We start from the raw sequence: 16,605 nt of genomic DNA, 5'->3' as shown, positions 1-16,605 counted from the left end.
GTAGCAAATGCAATGAAATGGATATGACGGGGCATAGCGGTCATTCCGGATGCGGCCCGCAGCCGAGGGCCACACCCGGAATCACCTGTTCGGCCCGCCTGTGGCAGCTACCGCCTCTTCGGGCGCCCCGGTCCCCGCCGACCGTGCCTCGCCCCCGCCTGGTGATGGACAACCGTCACCGTCGCCCCGTCCTCGACCGGCTGCTGCTGCGCCGCCGTCGCGCCGCCGTCCCCAGGGGAGGCGTCCGACTGCTTGCCGGTCCCGCCCGACGGGTCCGGCTCGGGGCCGTTGAACTCCAGCAGGACGGCGTCCTGCGCGTCCGCGACGGACAGCAACTCCGGGAGCGTCCGCGACCCCATCTGCTCGTCCGCCTTCTCGACCATCTCTCCCACCAGCTTCGGGCGGTGGTACATGCCGAACAGCTCGGAGACCTGCACACCCTGCACCCGCAGCGGCCCCACCCGGTTCCCGTCAGCGGTGACCTGCACGTAGTGCGAGAAACGCGGCAGGTCCGCGATCTGCCCGGCGGACACCGCCCCGTGCCACTCCTCCGCCATCGCCCTGGCCGCGGTCATCGACCCGGACGTCGTGCTCACCACGGACGAGTTCTGCATCAGCGCCTCCTTCGTGGCTGGGCTGATCCGCCCGAGCGACTGTGTCATCACATGCAGCCGACCGCCGAACTTCCGCAACTGCTCGCTGATGGCCGCGAACGACGGACCACCCGCCGGGTCCAAGGCGATCAACTCGTCAGCGAAGGTGTGGAACCACTTCCTCGCCTCCGACGCCAGGTCCCTGCGGGAGAGGCCGGCTTGCAGCAGGTTCTGCAAGACCATGCTGAACAGCAGCCGATCCGACGGACCCGTGCCTTCCAGGCACAGCCACACGATGTACCCCTCGTCCATCGCCTCCCGGATGTCGTACGTCCCCTGCGGCGAGCCCAGGAACGCCCGCGTCACCTCGTTCGACGCGAGCCGGTCGATCGGGTTCAGCACCGGTCCCAGCACCTCGGCCACCTGGTAAGCCGCGAACGTCGTGGTCCACCACCGGCGCTGCTCCGGGCTCAGGTGCTTGATCAGGGCGTCCCGCCACGGCTTGTCCGTCAGCAGGGTGCGGATCTGCAGCAGCGTCGCCTGTGCGTCCGGCCGGTCGGCGGCCACCGCCCGGGCGTTGTGCGCCACCAGCGCCTCGATGGACTTCGTGAAGATCGTCAACGCGCGTGGTGCCGCCGCGTCCGTCCAGTTCAGGCCCGTCGCGAGGGCATCGACCGTCGCCGTGGTCAACCGGTTGGCCTTGCGTCCCGGCTTCATCTCCAGCATGTTCCAGTTCGGCAGTTTCGCCTCCGGCTGGTCCGCGCGGGCCAGGTCGATCCGGCGCACCCGGGAGGCGAAGACAGGGTGGGCCAGGTACGGCGAGGCCGTGGTCCAGGAGTCACCGTGCGGATCGACGAACATCGCCCCGGAACCGGCCGCAGCGACCGCAATGGCCCTGGTGAGCGCGGTCTCGGTCTTGCCGTAGTTCGACTTGCCCACGTTGACGCTGAACAGGAACTCCTCCTCCCTCGTCGCGATGACCCGGCTGGTGCCGTCTGCGTGGACGAGCCGCCCGTGCGGGACCAGGGCCTCGCCGGCGACGTAGTCGGGCAGCTCCGACGCGAGGACCGGTAGCACCGCGTGCATCGTCGGAGGCTTGAACAACCCGGCGAGCTCGCTGACGTGCAGCCAGTTCTGCTCGCGGGGGCCGACCTGCCCGCTGCTCCAGCGCCGGTCGAAGGAGTCCCGGCGGTGCCAGCTGTCCGCACCCCACGACCACTTCAGGAACCGGCCGCCGTCCACGCCGAGCCGGCTGTCCTGCCCGAAGACGTCGAGACCGGCACTCACCCGCTCCAGCAGCTGCCGGGCACGCCCCTCGCTCTGGGAGGCGCAGCGCACCAGGAGCTGGATCCGCACCAGTCCGGTGTTGCTGTGCAGGCGCCCCAGCGCCTCCTCCGGCTCGACCGCCCGCGGCCGGGGGGTCGGCATCCGGGAACCCGCGGAGGACTTCGACGACGGGTCGAGGAGGCTGAGCAGCTGGTAGCGCAGCGAGTCCTCCGCGTCCGCCGCCACGAGCGCCGCGTTGCGGGCGTTCCTGCGGGCGGCCTTGCGGCTGTCCTCCTGGGCTTCGTGCATCAGCTTCCAGCGGCGCAGCTTGACCTGCCACAACGGGATGGACTGGACGTCGAGGACGACCTCGGCCAGGTCCCCCTGCTCGGCGCGGATGTCGCTGACGGCGTCGATCAGCGGCTGGAGCGGGTCGGGGGTCATCGGCACGTCGCGCAGCGCGGCGGAGGGACGCCCCTTGAGGACGAACTCGGCGCGCACCGCGACCAGGCGGCCGTCCTTCTCCTTCTCCTTCTTCTGCTTCTCCAGCGCCACCTTGCCGTTCTTGCCGGAGGCCTTCGCCTTGGCCCGGGCGTCCTTCGCCTCGGCCTTCAGACGCCGCTGCAGCTCCTTGTCCTTCTTGTCGAGCCGGTCCTGCGCGGCCTGGGCGGCCACCGGGTCGGCCGCCTCCTCGGCCTCGGCGACGCTGACCTCCTGGAAGCGGCTGTCGGTGAGCAGGGTGGCGGCTGCCTTGGGCCCCTCCACGCTGTACTCCAGCGGCACGCTGCCGTCCGCACGCAGTCGTACCCGCACTCGGCGGGCTCCTCGAGGTGCCCACCACGGGCCCTTGCCGGCCGCCCGCATCAGCAGGGCGGTCTGGCGCCAGATGTCCTCGGTGCTCGGGTCGAACCGGCGGCTGGGAGTCAGGATGTAGCGGGTGCGCAGCGCGAGGGCGCGGCGGGTCAGGAACTGGTGGAGCAAACCGGCGGCCACGGCCACGGGGGTGATGACGACCAGGAGCGTCCCGGCGTTGTCGCCGCACCAGGCGGCCACGTCGGCCAGCCAGCTCATGACGGCCCAGGCCGCGCCCAGCGCACCCTTCAGCATGCTGTTGTTGCTCTGGTCGTTCATCGCACGGGCTCCCAGCCGGTCGAGGTGCGGGTGAAGGTCACGGTGGCCGGCCGGCTGTCCCCGTACGAGCCGGTTGGGGAGGTGCCCGCCCACAGCAGGTCGACCCGGGCCTTGTCGGTGCTGCCGTCGACCGTGTGCGTGGCGGCGGCCTGCACCCGCACGCCGGTGTAGAGGTAGAGGCGGCCCGCGCCGGTGGTCGCGGGGAAGTACAGCGGCCACCGCTCACGGCCGGTGCCGGTTGTCTCGGCCATCCAGACCGCGCGGGCCAGGGAGGTGAGCTGCTCGGCGTCGGCCGGGGCGAGGTCGCTCGGCTTCTGCCGGGAGAACGCTTCCTGCAGTGAGGGGTCACCGGCCGGGCCGTCACCGGCAGCGGGTACACCGGACGGCATCACCTTCTGTACGGCGGCCGGACTCGGCGACGGCGCCCCGGCCTTCGGGGTGCCCGACGGCGAAGCGGCGGCCGTTGCCGGGGGCGTGGAGGGCAGGGAGGGTGCGGGGGAGCCCGGCGGGCTCGCCGAAGACGCCGCCCGGGGGCTGGTGGTGGTCGAACCCGGCCGGTTGTCCGCGGCGCCCGGAACCAGCAGAAGGACGAGTCCCGTGGCGAGCACGGCGGAGGCCGCGAGCTCGGGCAGACGGCGGGGAATCTTGATCATCATCGTGGCCTCTCAGCCGATCACGCGGGCGCCGCCCGCGTAGTCGTAGTTCCAGACAGCGGCTTGCTTGACGACATCTCCGGGCTTCGGGGCGTTGATCATCTGGCCGCCGCCGATGTACAGGCCGACGTGGTAGATCCCCTTCGCGTTGCCGAAGAAGACCATGTCGCCTGGTCGCAGCGCGCTCACGCCGGCCGAGGCGGGGATGCGCTGCCCGACCCCGGCCTGGTCGGCAGCCACTCGCGGCAGCCTGACGCCGACCTTCGCGAACGCATAGACCATCAGCCCGGAGCAGTCGAACCCGGTGACCGTCCGGCCGTCCTGTCCGCCTTCGGAGCAGCAGATGCCCGTCGTCTTGCCCGTCGCATCTCCGCCGCCCCAGGAGTAGGGGACGCCGAACTGGCTCGCCGCAGCCGCGATCACCTGCTGCGCCTGCTCGGAGGCGTCCCCGGTCGGCACGGTCGTGGTGGGGTCGCCGAGCTCGGTGTACTGCTTCATCCAGCGCAGAACTTCGTCGACGTAGGCGCTGGAGTAGTTGTAGCGGAGGATCGCGTTGTGCAGGGTTTGAGGGTCGGTCAGGTCTTTGCCCTGGCAGAGGTACAGCGCGGCGGCGAGCGTCTCGTCGTCGACGTTCTGCGGACTGGCGCCGCCCTCGGGGCGGACCTTGTCCGCGTACGAGGCGAAGGTGGAGGGGAGGAACTGGACGACGCCCACCGCGGCGTCGAACTGGCTGTTGCCGTCCCATCGGCCCTGGTCCGTGTCGTAGACGGGAGTGATGTTGCCTCCGGCCCCGCTGCCGTTGAGGATCGGGCCGATGATCGGCGGTGTCACCAGCCCGTCGGCGTCGATCTGGTGGCCCTCGGCCTGGCCGGACTCGACTTTGCCGATGCCGGCCAGGAGCTGCCACGACATGCCCTTGCACTCGGGGTCGAGCTGCGGCATCGCGGCGGCGGCCCGCACGTACGCCTCCATCAGCCGCGGCGGGATGCCGCCGACCGAGCCCACCGGCGCGGTGGCGCCCGGGTCGGCGCCGTCGATCATGCTGATGATGGCGAGACCGCACAGCGCCGCCGCCGAGCACACCAGCAGCAGGCCCAGGCAGCCGATCTTCCGGTAGGCCCTGAACAGCTTCACAGCCCGAGCTCCCCGTCCAGGCCGTCACGGGCGCCGTCGGATGTGCCGGCGGCGTCCTGCGGTGCCTGGTAGCCGATGTGACGGCGCATCCGCAGCGCTTCGAGCGGGGTGCTGCTCGGCTCGCGCAGCACCTCCGGGCTGACCCGCCGCAGCACCGCCGGGTCCATGCCCTCCATAGCGGGCGCGGGCGGTACGTCCGTGACCGGCCGCGACGCCAGGATCTCCCCCGTGTGCTCGTTGACGACCTCTCCGTCGATGATCCGGATCGGCTCGGTCGGCGGAAGGGCTCCCGGGCCCAGCGCGGAACGCACCTCGGACGGGCCGCTGTCGCCCTCGCCGCCGTACACCACCGTCTGGCTGGCGCCGGGGTGAGCGGCGCGGTCCGGCTGGATGACGGACTCGCTCGGCTGCACCTCGTGGAAGGGGTATTCCGGGCCGCGGTCCCTGGCGTGTTCCCAGACCTCGCCCCGGTCGGCCGGGTCGAAGTGGCCGGCTCGGTTGCTCGCCCCCTCGAACGGGTCGCCCAGCGTCAGGTCGTAGCCGGTGTGCGCGGCCTCGTAGGCGGCGCGGACGCCGTTGACCAGCGTCGGTCCGTAGGTCTGGCCGAACGCGGCAGCCTGGTAGTACTGATGCCGGGCTGCACCGCTGACGGTGTTGACCGTGCCCTGGACGCCCTGCTTGGCCATGCGGTAGCCGGTCGGAATCTCCTTCGTCAGGTCCTTTGCGCCCTCCACCCAGTCGCCGGTCCACTCCTTGCGGACGTTCGAGTAGTGCTCCCACTGGCGGTTGACGTTCTCCCACATGGCGTCGTTGGCACGGTTCAGCCGGGTCCAAGTGGCCGGAGCGCCGAGAGTCGCGTTGAAGCCCAGCTTGCCGACCTGGCCCGCGCGGATCGCGAGTCGCCCGGCCCGGGTGCCCAGCAGAGCGTTGTGCAGAGCGTGCCCCGCGGGGGTGAGGCCGTGAGCGGGCATCTGCTGCTGGCGCCCGAAGGGCGGCCTGCCCCCGCCGCCAGCCGGTCCGCGCCCGCCGCCCGGGCCACCGTGAGTACCGGGACCACTGGCACCGCCGGGGCCGTGCTGGACAGGGTGGCCGCCGAGCGGCCCTCGGGAGCCGACCGGCTTCATGCGGGCGGCGAGCTTGTGCGGCGGCAGCGGGTTGCCGGCCACCAGCTGGTGCGCGGCGTGGAAGGGCAGTGCCAGCGCGGACAACCCGCGGCGGATTTCCCCGTACGCGCCGACGGCCATCGCCCCGCCGTTCATGCGGCCGAGACCGGGGTCGGCGATCGCCGCCAAGCCCTCGGCGATGCGCGCCTTGCGCATCAGCGCGCCGTGGGCGGGGGAGCCGCCGCCGAACAGGGCGCCGCCGAACAAGGCGCCGCCACTGGCCCGGCCACCGCCCAGCATCCCGCCGCCGGAGGGCGACATGGTGCCCATGGCCTGGGACATCGCCAGCGCCAAGCCCTGGTTCTCGCCCAGGAAGAGGCTGCCGCCGATCTTCGCGTACCGCATCCGGGACGCGAACCGCTCACCGACCTGCCCGGCGGCGGCGAAGATCCTCTTGTGGAAGAAAAGGATCACCAGCGCGAATCCGTCCAAGATCAGCAGCCGCTGGATCATGACGGTGTCCTTGGAGTTCGTCAGGATCTGGTCGGCACCCAGCGAGAAGAGCGGCAGCATGATGCTGATCGCGAACTCGGTGACCACGCTCGTCATGTAGATCCCGAGCCACTTCCAGAGCGCACTCCTGTTGCCGCCGGGCAGCATCGCCCACACCAGCGACGGGGCCGTCAGTGAGGCGGCCACCACGTCCGCGAACTGCGTGCCCAGGTGGACGAGCGCCATGCCGAGCACGACGATCGCGATCAGCAGCGTCGCGAACAGCACCAAGACGGTGCCGCCGACCCGGTCCCAGTTGCTGTTGACCGAGAAGTTGTAGGCGGCCATCCCCTCGTCGCCGTGCTTCTTCAGCTCCTCCTTCAGCTGGTCCCAGGCCGTGCTCTTGGGGCACAGCTGGTCGGAGCCGGGCAGCCAGGAGATGCAGCCGTCGCCGGCGTCCTTGCCCTTGATCTCGCCGTGGATCCACCGCCGGTGCACCTCCGCGAGCTCCCGCTCGTGGGCGTTCTCGGACTTCGGGTTCGGGATGATCCCGTACTGCAGCAACTGGTACGGCTGCACGACCAGGACGCGGGTCAACGTCATCCGCATCGGGCAGCTGGGGTCCTTCTTGTCCTTCTCGCTGGTGCAGCCCGGGTCCGGCCCGTTGACCCCGGCGGCCAGCTGGCCGACATCGTGCGCGGCCTGCTGGGTCTGCACCAGCGGACCCTGCTCGCCCAGGACGCTGCGCGGAGTGAGCGCGGGCATCAGCACCAGCGTCGACAGCAGCAGGGTGATGACCATCTCGCCGGCACCGCGGCCGACCTTCCCCTTCATCATCAGGATGCAGCCGAAGGCGCTCCCCATCGCCAAGAAGAGGGGGTAGAGCCCCAGGTCGTTCGCGGTGACCTGGAAGAACTCACCGTTGAGCTTGTGCGCGGTTTCCACCAGCGTCGAGACGACGGGGAAGTTCCAGATCCACTGGCAGACCCAGCACATGAGGCCCACCGCCATCCGCACCAGCGCGAATCCGGCGCCGAGCAGCAGGTTGCACACATGCGACCGGATGTCGGTTGTGCCGCCGTTCTCGCTCTTCAGGTCGTAGTTGTCGAGCGGGACCCCCTCGGACGACAGCACATTGAGGGGGGCCAGGATGCCGCCGCGCTCGCTGCCGTCGGCGGCATCGGCAGCCGATGCCCCCGCCAGCAGGAACAGGAACGTCATCCCCGCCGTCATCAGCACGGTGCGGCGCCCGGGCCAGTAGGCCGCGGCGAACTGGTGGACCGCCCGCGCGATCCGCAGCGCCCGGCGACCAGCGGCTCGAGTCTGCCGCGCGGCGCGCTGCAGGGGAGCGGGCAGGGTGGGGGTGTTCATCGCAGAGCCTCCTTCCGGAGCGAGTTGGCGGTGGTCGGGCGGGTGACCGGGGTGGTGAAGATGTTCTTGTGCTTGGGCAGGTCGGGGACCACGACCTGGATGAGGCCGACGCGGTTGCGGGTGTCCTGCAGGAACATCTCGCCGGCCCGGTTCTGCTGGCCGTGCGGCGACAGGCCCTTGACCATCTGCACCAGGCCCTCGTCGTCCGGGGGCAGACCGAGGAACTCCAGGCCGCGCTTGGCCATCGCCTCGTCAGTGGTGCGGGCCAGCACCCGCTGCGTGATCAACCCGCGGATCGTCTCGTTCCCGAGCTCCGGGGCGTCGTGGGCGCCGGCGACGAACCCCGCGTTGTGCTTGCGGCCGTCGTGCGCGATCTCGGAGATCAATGCCGATCCCTCGGCGGAGGAGGTCAGCCAGTAGATCTCGTCCAGGATCAGCGCGGCGAAGCGGCTGCGGTCCGTGAAAGCGATGTGGCGGGAGATCGCCGCGATCAGATACAAAACCGCACGGCCGATCAGAGCCTCCAGCGGCTGGGTGCGCAGCACCTCCGGCCGGCCAAGGCTCTCCTTCGGAGGCAGCGTCAGCCCGTTCGTCGCGAAGACGATCAGGTCGGCCTGAAGGTCGATCAGTGACAGCGCGGGCAGCGACGGGTCGAAGACCATCCGGGCCAGCTTCTGGTCGCTGACCGTGGCCAGCAGGTCCAGCACGTCAGCGGCCGTCGCGCCCCGGGTGCCGCCCTCCTCGGAGATGGCCTGCAGCTCTTCCAGTACCGCGCCCATGTGCGGATTGCGGGAGGAGGAGGCGGCCTTCACCGCCCGGGAGAGCAGCGCACCACCCGGCGACATCAGGTCCAGCTGGGTCTGCAGCAGCAGGTAGCTGAGCGCCGCGGCCTCACCCTCTGCAGGGGGGAGGACGCGCAGCGGGTCGATCGAGACCTTCGCGTTGGCGGCGTCGATGACCTGGTGGCGGCCCGGGGCGGCGGTGGACGCAAAGCTCACGTACTCGCGCTGGCTCGTCCGGTCGATCACGATCGCCCGGTGGCCCCGGTCGAGCAGCGTGCCGATGATCAGCTTGAGGAACACCGACTTGCCCGACCCCAGGTCCCCCAGCACCGCGAGGCTCGCCGCCGTGTTGCTCAGCGGAGCGGCGGCCAGGTCCAGGTAGACCGGCTTCGTCGTGCCGGCGTCCAGGCTCTGACCAATCATCGGACCGCTCTCGTCACCGATCTCCGCGACGGTGAAGGCCCCGCTCATCGCCCAGTCCTCCGACAGCTGGAACTGGGTGCACTCGCGCTGACGCAGCACCGACGGCGCGCCGGGCAGGCCGAGCTGGAACAGGCGCTCCTGCCCACCGCGCGGCCGGATCACCCCGTAGTCCGCACCGGACAGCCGCGCCTTCAGCTCCCGTGCCCGCTCATCCGCCACCTGCGCGGTCGGCCCCCACACCGTGAACACGGTGCGGGACTGCACCTCCAGCTCCACGCTGGTGCGCCCCAGCCGGGCCTCCTGCTCGCCGAGCACCTCGGCCGCGCCGTGCAGCGAGTCCGGGGTGCCGGTCGGGTGCGCCGACCACTGATCGGCCTGATCCGAAAGCTCGGCCTTCTTCTTGGCGATGGCCCGCTTCGCCCGCTGCCCCTCCACCAGCGTCAGGTCCACCACCGCATCGACCGGCCACGGCAGCACGTCCAGCCGCGCCAGCAGGTCGGCCGAACCCTCGTACACCGCCTCCGGGATCTCCTCCAGCGCGAGGTGCGCCTGCCAGCCGGTCTGCTCCTCCGTCTCGACCTGCAGCCAGAGCTTCGACAGGGCGCTGCCGTCGATCCGGCGGCCGAACCAGCCGCGGAGGCCGCCTTCCTCGCGCTCCCTCCGGGCGGCGGCGTCTTGGCCACCCTCCAGTAGCCGCACCTGGCCCAGGCTCGCGTAGCCGGGGCTGCGCAGTTGGGCACCGACGATCCGTCCGCCGTAGCGCGTGCTGGTCTCGGCCTCCGCGAGCAGCGGCTCCGTCATGCCGCGGTGGACCGCGTGCTGGTGGATCCACACGATCTCCGCCGGCCGGGCGGGGCGCATCTGCAGGCCGCCGCCGAACCCGGTCTCGGTCTGCCGGGCCAGTCCCCTATATAGCTGCACATCGGCGACCGGAACCGGGGAGGCGGGCAGACCGGCCTGCTCGCCGAACATCGCCCACGCCGACCCGCGGGCCTGGGCGAGCTGCGCCGCCCGGCCGGGCGCCTGAAGCGGCACCGCCAGCCAGACCGTCCGGCGGTGCATCTCGCGGTCGGCCAGCAGGTACTCGGCGGCGCGGGCGCTCTCCAGCGCGCCGGGGTTGGTGTCCAGGTCGATGCCTTCGGCGATCCGGGCGGCGACCTCGCTCGCCTCCACCCGGGCGCACAGGCTGTACAGGCGGGCGGTGCCGGAAAGGGAGCGGACCAGGGAGGTGACCCGGCGCAGGACGTCCTGGCGCTCGAGGTCGCTCGCGTAGCGCGAGCCGATCGGGGTGACCCGCCAGAAGGCCCAGACGGTGCCGGTGGTGGAGAACAGGAGGTTCCCGGAGATGTGACGGATCGACGCCTTCACGACGGCTCCCCTTTCTGGGAGTGCGCGGCCGAGGCCGCGGCGAGCATCTGCTGCAGGGGGGTGAGGGCCGGCCCCGTAGCCGGGGCGGCGGGGGGCGGAGCGGGGAGCGGGTCCTGGGTGCGGGGCTCGAAGATGCTCAGGGAGCGGAACTCCGGCTCGGGCCGCAGGTCCTCGCGCACGGCGGGGGCCTCTGCGGCTGGCTCGTCGCCCGGGGCGTCCTCGACGGTGAAGCAGCCGGTCATCACCACCGGCCGCATCGGCCGTACCGCGCGGCCGGCGATCCGGCCGCCGCGAGGAGTGATGAGCAGGGAGGCGGCGTCCGCCGCGACCAGGAACGGCGAGCGGCCGGCGATCCGTGAGTGCCGCGCGGCCCAGATCGCCACCGCCCACACCACCACCGGCAGGGGGCCGAGAACTGGCGCCCACCAGGTGACGGTGCGGATCAGCAGGAAGGCGCCGACGGCGGCCACCACCAGCTGGGGTGGTGTGTAGGGCCCCATCGGGATGCGCCAGTCGCCGATCTTGCCCAAAACCCACGGGTGCCTGCGGGCCTTGGTGTAGGAGCGGCCGATCCTGGGACGCGCGGCGCTGCTCACGACTGGCCCAGCTGGCCGGTGAAGGCGACCGGGAGCTCACGCGGCAGCTGGCCTGCGCCCTGGACCTTCGGCACGCTCGGCGCCTTGTTCTCGCTGTACTCGGTCTGGAAGATGTTCGAGATCGTGTACCGGCCGGTGAACAGGCTCCAGCAGATGACCAGGCCGATGGCCCCGCCGATCGCCGCCTTGACGCTCATCTTCCGGATCGCGTAGATGATCACGATGCCGGTCAGGGCGATCATCAGGCCGGCTGCCGTCCAGTCGAGCAGCGTGTTCGCCCAGGAGTTACCGAAGTTCTGGATCGGCCCTGCGAGGGTGGTGGTGTTCATCGGGACGCCCCGTTCGTGGTGGTGGAGGTCGGCGCCGCGGCGCCGGAGGAAGAAGAGGCGGTGCCGGCGGGGGCGAGCGCGGCGATCTCCCACCGCCCGGCCCGGGCGGTCAGCCGCAGCGGGTAGGACAGCGGCCACTCACCGGCGGTGTCCGACGCGACGACGTCGGCCAGCACCTCCAGCACCGCCCCGTCCGCCGGTGCGGTCGGCACCGTGGTGGAAGCCGTCAGCGTCTTCAGCGAGACCTTCGAGTAGGCCGCGCCGGGGGTTGGGATCTTCGCCGTGGGTGCGAGGTAGCGGGAGCTGTCCCCCACCCCGCTCAGGTAGGCCGTCAGGTAGCCGGTCACCGTCTCGCGCAGCGGCCCGTCCATGACCTGTGATCCGTAGGTCCGCGTCGCCGGGTCCGTCTCGGTCAGCGAGTCCGGCGCCGCCACCTGAGCCGGCGCGCCCGTCACCACCAGAGAGTCGGGCGCACCGCCGGAGGCGTCCGAGCGGACCATCGACACCTGGACCGCGAAGTACCGCACCACCCGCACACCGCCCGCTCCGCCGGCTTGCGGGACGTCAGAGCCCGCCGCGGGCGCTTGCGTGGAGCTTTGCGTCGTGCCTTGCGGGGACTTCGCGCCTTGCGTGGAAGCGGGCGGCATGACCACCGTGGCCGCAACCGTCACCTGCCACGTCCGCCCGCCCATCGGTGTGCTGCGCACCGCGACCGTCTTGACGACGGAGGACCGCAAGGCGGAGGTCGACTTCGGCAGGTCGACCCCGGGGGCCATCGCGCGCAGCGCCGCGGCGTCGGTGTCCGCATCGGTGGAGCGCAGCCACAGGTCGACGAAGTTCTCGGCGTAGCCGACCGGTGGGGCGATCACGATCGGGGCGGTGGCCTGCTCCGAGGTGTTGCTCCGGGCCGTCTGCGGGACGGCGATCGCGAGGGCGAGGGCCAGGGGTCCGGCGGCGAGCGCGGCCCAGATGCCGCCGCGTACGAGGACGGTCCGGGCGCGGGAGCGGTGCAGGTCGGTGCCGGAGGCGATCGGCGAGGGGGTATCGGGTGCGCGGTTGCGCCGGGCGGAAAGGCGATTCACTCAGGGCTCCTAGGTCGTCAGCGATTGCTGTCGACGGAGGAAACCCCGCACTCCTTGACGGACTCCTTGATGATCGAAGCCCGCCCGGTAACGACTGCGCAACGGGCCCGATCAAAGCTCTGACCTGCTGATTTGGTGGGGCGTCAAGGAATGGCAGCGGCTCCTTGATGACCCATCAAGGAGCCCCGGAGTCTGGCGGCGGGCGGTATCAAGGTGAGCCGCCGGCCCCGCACCTGTGAGGGCGGGGATTCCTTGACGGCCACCCCGACCCCCGGGCGGGCACCTTGATGGGGCGTCCAGGCGGGTCCGGATTCCTTGACACCCGCCCCGGGACCGCACGGATTCCTTGATGCCGTCCCCGGCACCCGGCACGGCTGATCCGCTCCACTCGGGAGTCGCGGAGCCGCTGCGCAGCGCAAGCACGGGCGGGGTCGGTAGCCCGCCGCCGGGTGTCGGCTCATCGGCGTTCCCCGTCGCGGTTCCCGCTCCGCTGGCCCGGTAGTCCGCCCGCGACGCGGGTGTGGCGTTCGGAGTTGCGACGCCCCGCAGTACGCACGCACCTAGTGCGGGCGCGCCGTCCGGCTCCCTCTCTTTGCGGTTGCGGTTGCGGGACGGTGCCCGCACCCGCAAAGGGCCGGTCACCCGCACCCGCAAAGGGCCGGTCACCCGCAAAGGCCCCTCTCCCGCATACGCAAGCGCGCACAACCGCTTTGCGGAAGCCGCTCCGGCGAACCGGTCCAACTCCGCAGCCATGCGTCGGGTGCATGCCATACAGGAGTGATCCACCTGTTGATCGGCGGCGTTGCGCAGTCGTTATCTGCTGCACCTTGATCGTCAAGGGGTCCGTCCAGGAGTGCGGGGTTACCTCGGGCACTGATTCACCACAGCCCGAGGAGCCCCCGATGGACCTGCTGCCGACCCTGCTGCCCGGCGACCCCGGCTGCCTGGCCGCAGTCGCTGCAACCGCCTACCTCCCGGCCGGCGCCTTCTACATCGCGCTCACCGGAATCGGCGGCACCTGGCGCCCCGCGGGACCCGCCGCCGTCCTGGCGGCCGTCGCCGCCGCGGTGGCGCTGACCGTCTCCTGGCCGCTGCTCCTCGCCACCCGAGTGATCCGCGCGCTGCACCGCCGCCGAACCGCGGCCACCGGCCCGCTCCGCCTCGCCACACCGACCCCGGGACCTGCCACACCGGCGCCGCTCCCGCCGAAGCCCTCCGAGCCGCCGGTACCACCGCGCTGGTACCGGCAGGACTACGCGGCCGTCAGCGTCGCCCTCGCCGAGGGCCGCACCGCGATCGCCCGGACCTGGGCGGGCTTCCTCGCCGATGACGCCACCATCGAGTTCGGCCCTGCCCACCCGTTCACCCAGGAGGCGTGGCTGCTCGTCGCCCGCACTGTCCATGCCGCTCTCACCGACATCCGGTCCGGGCAGCCGGCCGACGACGCCCAGCCGATCGACGACCCGTACGGCTACTTCCTCTTCCCTCAAGCCCACCGGGGCGCCTGGGACCCCGACCGTGACAGCGTCTACACCTCCGCCCGCGGCCAGCAGGCGGTGACCCGGTGACCACCTTCTTCACCGGGCTCTCCACCGGCCCGGACGGCTGCCTCGTCTGCGAGGGCCTCGACTGGATCGAGTTCGACGCCCGTCTCGCCCGGGACGGCGACTGCGCGCCCACCACCAAGGCGGCGTACATGGCACTGTCCTCCTTCGCCGGGATCGAAGAACGCATCACCCTCACTACCGAGTCCGTGGCGGCCTGGTCCGCGGAAGCCCGCTACGCCCTCCTCCCGTACCGCAAGACCGTCGCCGCCTGCATGGGCCGCTCGGTCAAGACCCTCGACCGGGCCACCGCCGACCTGGTGGACCGCCAGATCCTGGCAGTCCACCCCCAGACCGCTCCCGGCAACGAGGCAGTGGCCGACGCCAACCTGTACCAGCTCCTCGACCGCGAGCGCTGGGCCCAGCAACTCCTGCAGCGGGCCGCCGCTCCGACGTCCACTCCCGTTCTCGGCCCCGACGGCCGGCCGGTGCCCCGCGTCCAGCGCGCACCGGGCATCGACTACGTCCGGCTCGACGCCCGCATCGCCCGCACCGGCGAGCGTTCGCCGAACTACAAGTCCGTCTACGCCGCGATCGCCACCTTCGTGAACATCCACAACCGTGCGATCACCGACCGGCCGCCCACCGTGAAGGAGCTGATGGCCTGCACCGGCCTTTCCCGGACCGCCGTCACCGACGTCCTGGCCCAGATGCGGGCCGACGGACTCCTCGTCATGCAGGACAACTTCCTCCCCGCACAGGAGGGCGGCGGTCGCGTCGCCTCCTCCTACTTCCTCCTCGACGCCCGGCTCTGGCGGGCCCGTGCCGCTGCCCGCGACGACCGCGAGCTCGCCGCCTTCACCGGGGGGTGGCGTCACCAGGCGGACATGGGTGGGGACACCACGCGGACAGGGGTGGCGTCACCAGACGGACTTGGGTGGGGACACCACGCGGACATCATTAAGAGCAGTAGTGAGAACAGTCGCAGCGAGCCCCTTCCGGACGCCCGTAGGGCAGGTACAGGTGGTTTGCCGCGCGCGGCCCGCGGCGCACGCTCGCGCCCCCAGCCGAACCCGAGCAGCGGCACAGCCGCGACCAAGACCACCAAGCCCCGCACCAAGACGATCCGCACCACCGCCTCCAAGCCCGTCCCCCGGGAAGAGGAAGTCTTCGCGATGGTCGACGCCCTCGGCGTCAGCAAGCACCCGGCCATCAAGGTCCCGCCGCTGCGCCGGGCCGTCCGGGACCTGCTCTCTGCGGGCCGCACCCCCGAACACGCCCTTGCCCGGATCAACGCCGGCTGGTGGCGGGCCGGGGTTCCCGAGAGGATCCAGGCCGGGGAGATCCGAGGGCCGGTCGGATACCTCGCCACGATCCTCTCCAGCCGCGAGTGCGAGCGGCCGGACTGCGAACGCGGGCTGCTCCTCGGCTCCGGTGAGGAGTGCCGCGCTTGCGGGCTGCGAGCAGCCGAGCGCCAGGCCCGCCGCGCCCAGGAGCACTTGGAGAAGGAGACTGCCGCCCTCGACCAGGTCGTCCGGCCCGCTCGCCAGCGCCGCACCGCACCGCAGCCCGCCCCGACCACTTGGCGCTGCCAGGCGCCCGGCCCGGACGGCCTGGGCGGCGGACCGTGCGGCAGGCCGGGAACCGGCACCGCGCCGGAACCGACGATGTGCCCGGACTGCCTGGAGAGCCTCCGCCAGTCCCTCGCCGGGTGAGTGCGAACCGGGCCGGCCGCGCGCCGCGAACGCCCGCTACCAGCGCTTGCCACCCTGCGGCCCGCCCCGGAGAGACCGCATCTCTCCGAGGCGGGCATCCGCTTGCCCAGCCGTGGCTACCATCAGTGCATGGCTGATCGCGATACGGAGTTCCGGTCCTTCGATGGCACGCGGCTGAGCGGCACCGTCGCCACCGCCGAACGCCCCCAGGCACTGGCGGTCCTGGTCCACGGGGCGGGCGTCACCCGCGAGGAAGGCAGCTTCTTCACCCGGCTCGCCGCCGCCCTGGCTGCCTCCCGGGTCGAGAGCCTGCGCTTCGACTTGCGGGCCCACGGCAGCAGCGACGGCCGCGAGCAGGACATCACCATGGCGGGCGTCGCCAACGACATCCGCGCTGCCGCCGACCACCTGCGCGTCGAATCCGGGTCACCGGTGGACCGGCCGGTCCATGTCATCGCCGCGTCCTTCTCCGGCGGGGCCGCCGCCCTGGTCGCCGCCAACTACCCGGCGACGGTGGACAAGCTGGTCCTGCTCAACCCGAGGCTGGACTACCGGCAGCGCTACATCACCAGCCGGCCGTACATCGACGACGCCGACTACCTGGACGAGGGCTCCGCCTGGGAGCTCGAGGGCCGGGGCTTCACCGAGCGCAGCCCCTTCGGGCTCGGCCGGGCCCTCCTCAACGAAGTCCACTACCTCGACCCGGCGGCGATCCTCCCGCACATCCTCGCCCCCACATTGCTGGTGCACGGTACCAAGGACACGTTCGTGCCGGTGGAGTCCTCCCGCCACTACCTCTCCGCGTTCGGTGGGGGCGCCGAGTTGATCGAGCTGGACGGCGCGCAGCACGGCTTCGCGGTCCATGACGACCCGCAGTACCTCGACCCGCAGACGCAGGCGTGGCAGGGGGAGGTGATCGAGAAGGTCAGGGCATTCCTCACTGCGCCGTGACCGGACGGCCCGATCTGCGGGACGCCTCGTTCTCGTCTCCGCAGGCACCCCTTGGACCACACCAACGGGAGG

The 16,605-nt window shown here is 71.7% G+C and carries 11 protein-coding genes; 3 read left to right on the top strand and 8 right to left on the bottom strand.

What is annotated here, in order from left to right; genetic code table 11:
* Nucleotides 1-107 precede the first annotated feature (107 nt).
* The 8 genes from AB0K51_RS18975 to AB0K51_RS18940 all read right to left on the bottom strand — a co-directional run bounded on the left by AB0K51_RS18975 (nucleotide 108) and on the right by AB0K51_RS18940 (nucleotide 12,323).
* A complete protein-coding gene (locus AB0K51_RS18975) occupies nucleotides 108-2,990 on the bottom strand; it encodes an ATP/GTP-binding protein (protein ID WP_363456456.1) in 2,883 nt (960 codons plus the stop codon).
* The gene (locus AB0K51_RS18970; protein ID WP_363456453.1) at nucleotides 2,987-3,379 is read right to left on the bottom strand and encodes a hypothetical protein; all 393 of its coding nucleotides are present in this window, start codon (nucleotides 3,377-3,379) and stop codon (nucleotides 2,987-2,989) included. The genes AB0K51_RS18975 and AB0K51_RS18970 overlap by 4 nt, the downstream gene beginning before the upstream one ends.
* 276 nt (nucleotides 3,380-3,655) lie before the next feature.
* Nucleotides 3,656-4,777, bottom strand: a complete 1,122-nt coding sequence (locus tag AB0K51_RS18965) for a C40 family peptidase (protein WP_363456451.1) — start codon at nucleotides 4,775-4,777, stop codon at nucleotides 3,656-3,658.
* The gene (locus AB0K51_RS18960) at nucleotides 4,774-7,743 is read right to left on the bottom strand and encodes a hypothetical protein (RefSeq protein ID WP_363456448.1); all 2,970 of its coding nucleotides are present in this window, start codon (nucleotides 7,741-7,743) and stop codon (nucleotides 4,774-4,776) included. The genes AB0K51_RS18965 and AB0K51_RS18960 overlap by 4 nt, the downstream gene beginning before the upstream one ends.
* Complete coding sequence (locus tag AB0K51_RS18955; protein WP_363456445.1) at nucleotides 7,740-10,316, bottom strand: ATP-binding protein; 2,577 nt, start codon at nucleotides 10,314-10,316, stop codon at nucleotides 7,740-7,742. The genes AB0K51_RS18960 and AB0K51_RS18955 overlap by 4 nt, the downstream gene beginning before the upstream one ends.
* A complete protein-coding gene (locus AB0K51_RS18950) occupies nucleotides 10,313-10,912 on the bottom strand; it encodes a hypothetical protein (protein ID WP_363456442.1) in 600 nt (199 codons plus the stop codon). The genes AB0K51_RS18955 and AB0K51_RS18950 overlap by 4 nt, the downstream gene beginning before the upstream one ends.
* Complete coding sequence (locus tag AB0K51_RS18945; RefSeq protein WP_363456439.1) at nucleotides 10,909-11,241, bottom strand: hypothetical protein; 333 nt, start codon at nucleotides 11,239-11,241, stop codon at nucleotides 10,909-10,911. Before AB0K51_RS18945 ends, AB0K51_RS18950 begins: the two co-directional genes overlap by 4 nt.
* On the bottom strand, nucleotides 11,238-12,323 hold the full coding sequence (locus AB0K51_RS18940) for a conjugal transfer protein (protein WP_363456437.1): 1,086 nt from the start codon (nucleotides 12,321-12,323) through the stop codon (nucleotides 11,238-11,240). Before AB0K51_RS18940 ends, AB0K51_RS18945 begins: the two co-directional genes overlap by 4 nt.
* A 902-nt stretch (nucleotides 12,324-13,225) precedes the next feature.
* Here AB0K51_RS18940 and AB0K51_RS18935 point away from each other — a divergent pair.
* The 3 genes from AB0K51_RS18935 to AB0K51_RS18925 all read left to right on the top strand — a co-directional run bounded on the left by AB0K51_RS18935 (nucleotide 13,226) and on the right by AB0K51_RS18925 (nucleotide 16,533).
* The gene (locus AB0K51_RS18935) at nucleotides 13,226-13,891 is read left to right on the top strand and encodes a hypothetical protein (RefSeq protein WP_363456434.1); all 666 of its coding nucleotides are present in this window, start codon (nucleotides 13,226-13,228) and stop codon (nucleotides 13,889-13,891) included.
* Nucleotides 13,888-15,582, top strand: a complete 1,695-nt coding sequence (locus tag AB0K51_RS18930; RefSeq protein ID WP_363456431.1) for a helix-turn-helix domain-containing protein — start codon at nucleotides 13,888-13,890, stop codon at nucleotides 15,580-15,582. The genes AB0K51_RS18935 and AB0K51_RS18930 overlap by 4 nt, the downstream gene beginning before the upstream one ends.
* A 129-nt stretch (nucleotides 15,583-15,711) precedes the next feature.
* Nucleotides 15,712-16,533 carry an alpha/beta hydrolase gene (locus AB0K51_RS18925; RefSeq protein ID WP_363456428.1) on the top strand — a complete coding sequence of 274 codons (822 nt, stop codon included), beginning with the start codon at nucleotides 15,712-15,714 and terminating at the stop codon, nucleotides 16,531-16,533.
* Nucleotides 16,534-16,605 lie beyond the last annotated feature (72 nt).

The sequence above is a fragment of the Kitasatospora sp. NPDC049285 genome (assembly GCF_040678815.1).
GTDB lineage: Bacteria > Actinomycetota > Actinomycetes > Streptomycetales > Streptomycetaceae > Kitasatospora.
The sequence above is the reverse complement of the archived record's forward strand: the minus strand, read 5'-3'. Positions and strand labels throughout refer to the sequence as shown.

Bases quoted from the DNA above. Each gene is read 5' to 3' on its own strand.
- AB0K51_RS18975 (WP_363456456.1), bottom strand. From the start codon at position 2,990: ATGAACGACCAGAGCAACAACAGCATGCTGAAGGGTGCGCTGGGCGCG.
- AB0K51_RS18970 (WP_363456453.1), bottom strand. From the start codon at position 3,379: ATGCCGTCCGGTGTACCCGCTGCCGGTGACGGCCCGGCCGGTGACCCC.
- AB0K51_RS18960 (WP_363456448.1), bottom strand. From the start codon at position 7,743: ATGAACACCCCCACCCTGCCCGCTCCCCTGCAGCGCGCCGCGCGGCAG.
- AB0K51_RS18945 (WP_363456439.1), bottom strand. From the start codon at position 11,241: ATGAACACCACCACCCTCGCAGGGCCGATCCAGAACTTCGGTAACTCC.
- AB0K51_RS18935 (WP_363456434.1), top strand. From the start codon at position 13,226: ATGGACCTGCTGCCGACCCTGCTGCCCGGCGACCCCGGCTGCCTGGCC.
- AB0K51_RS18925 (WP_363456428.1), top strand. From the start codon at position 15,712: ATGGCTGATCGCGATACGGAGTTCCGGTCCTTCGATGGCACGCGGCTG.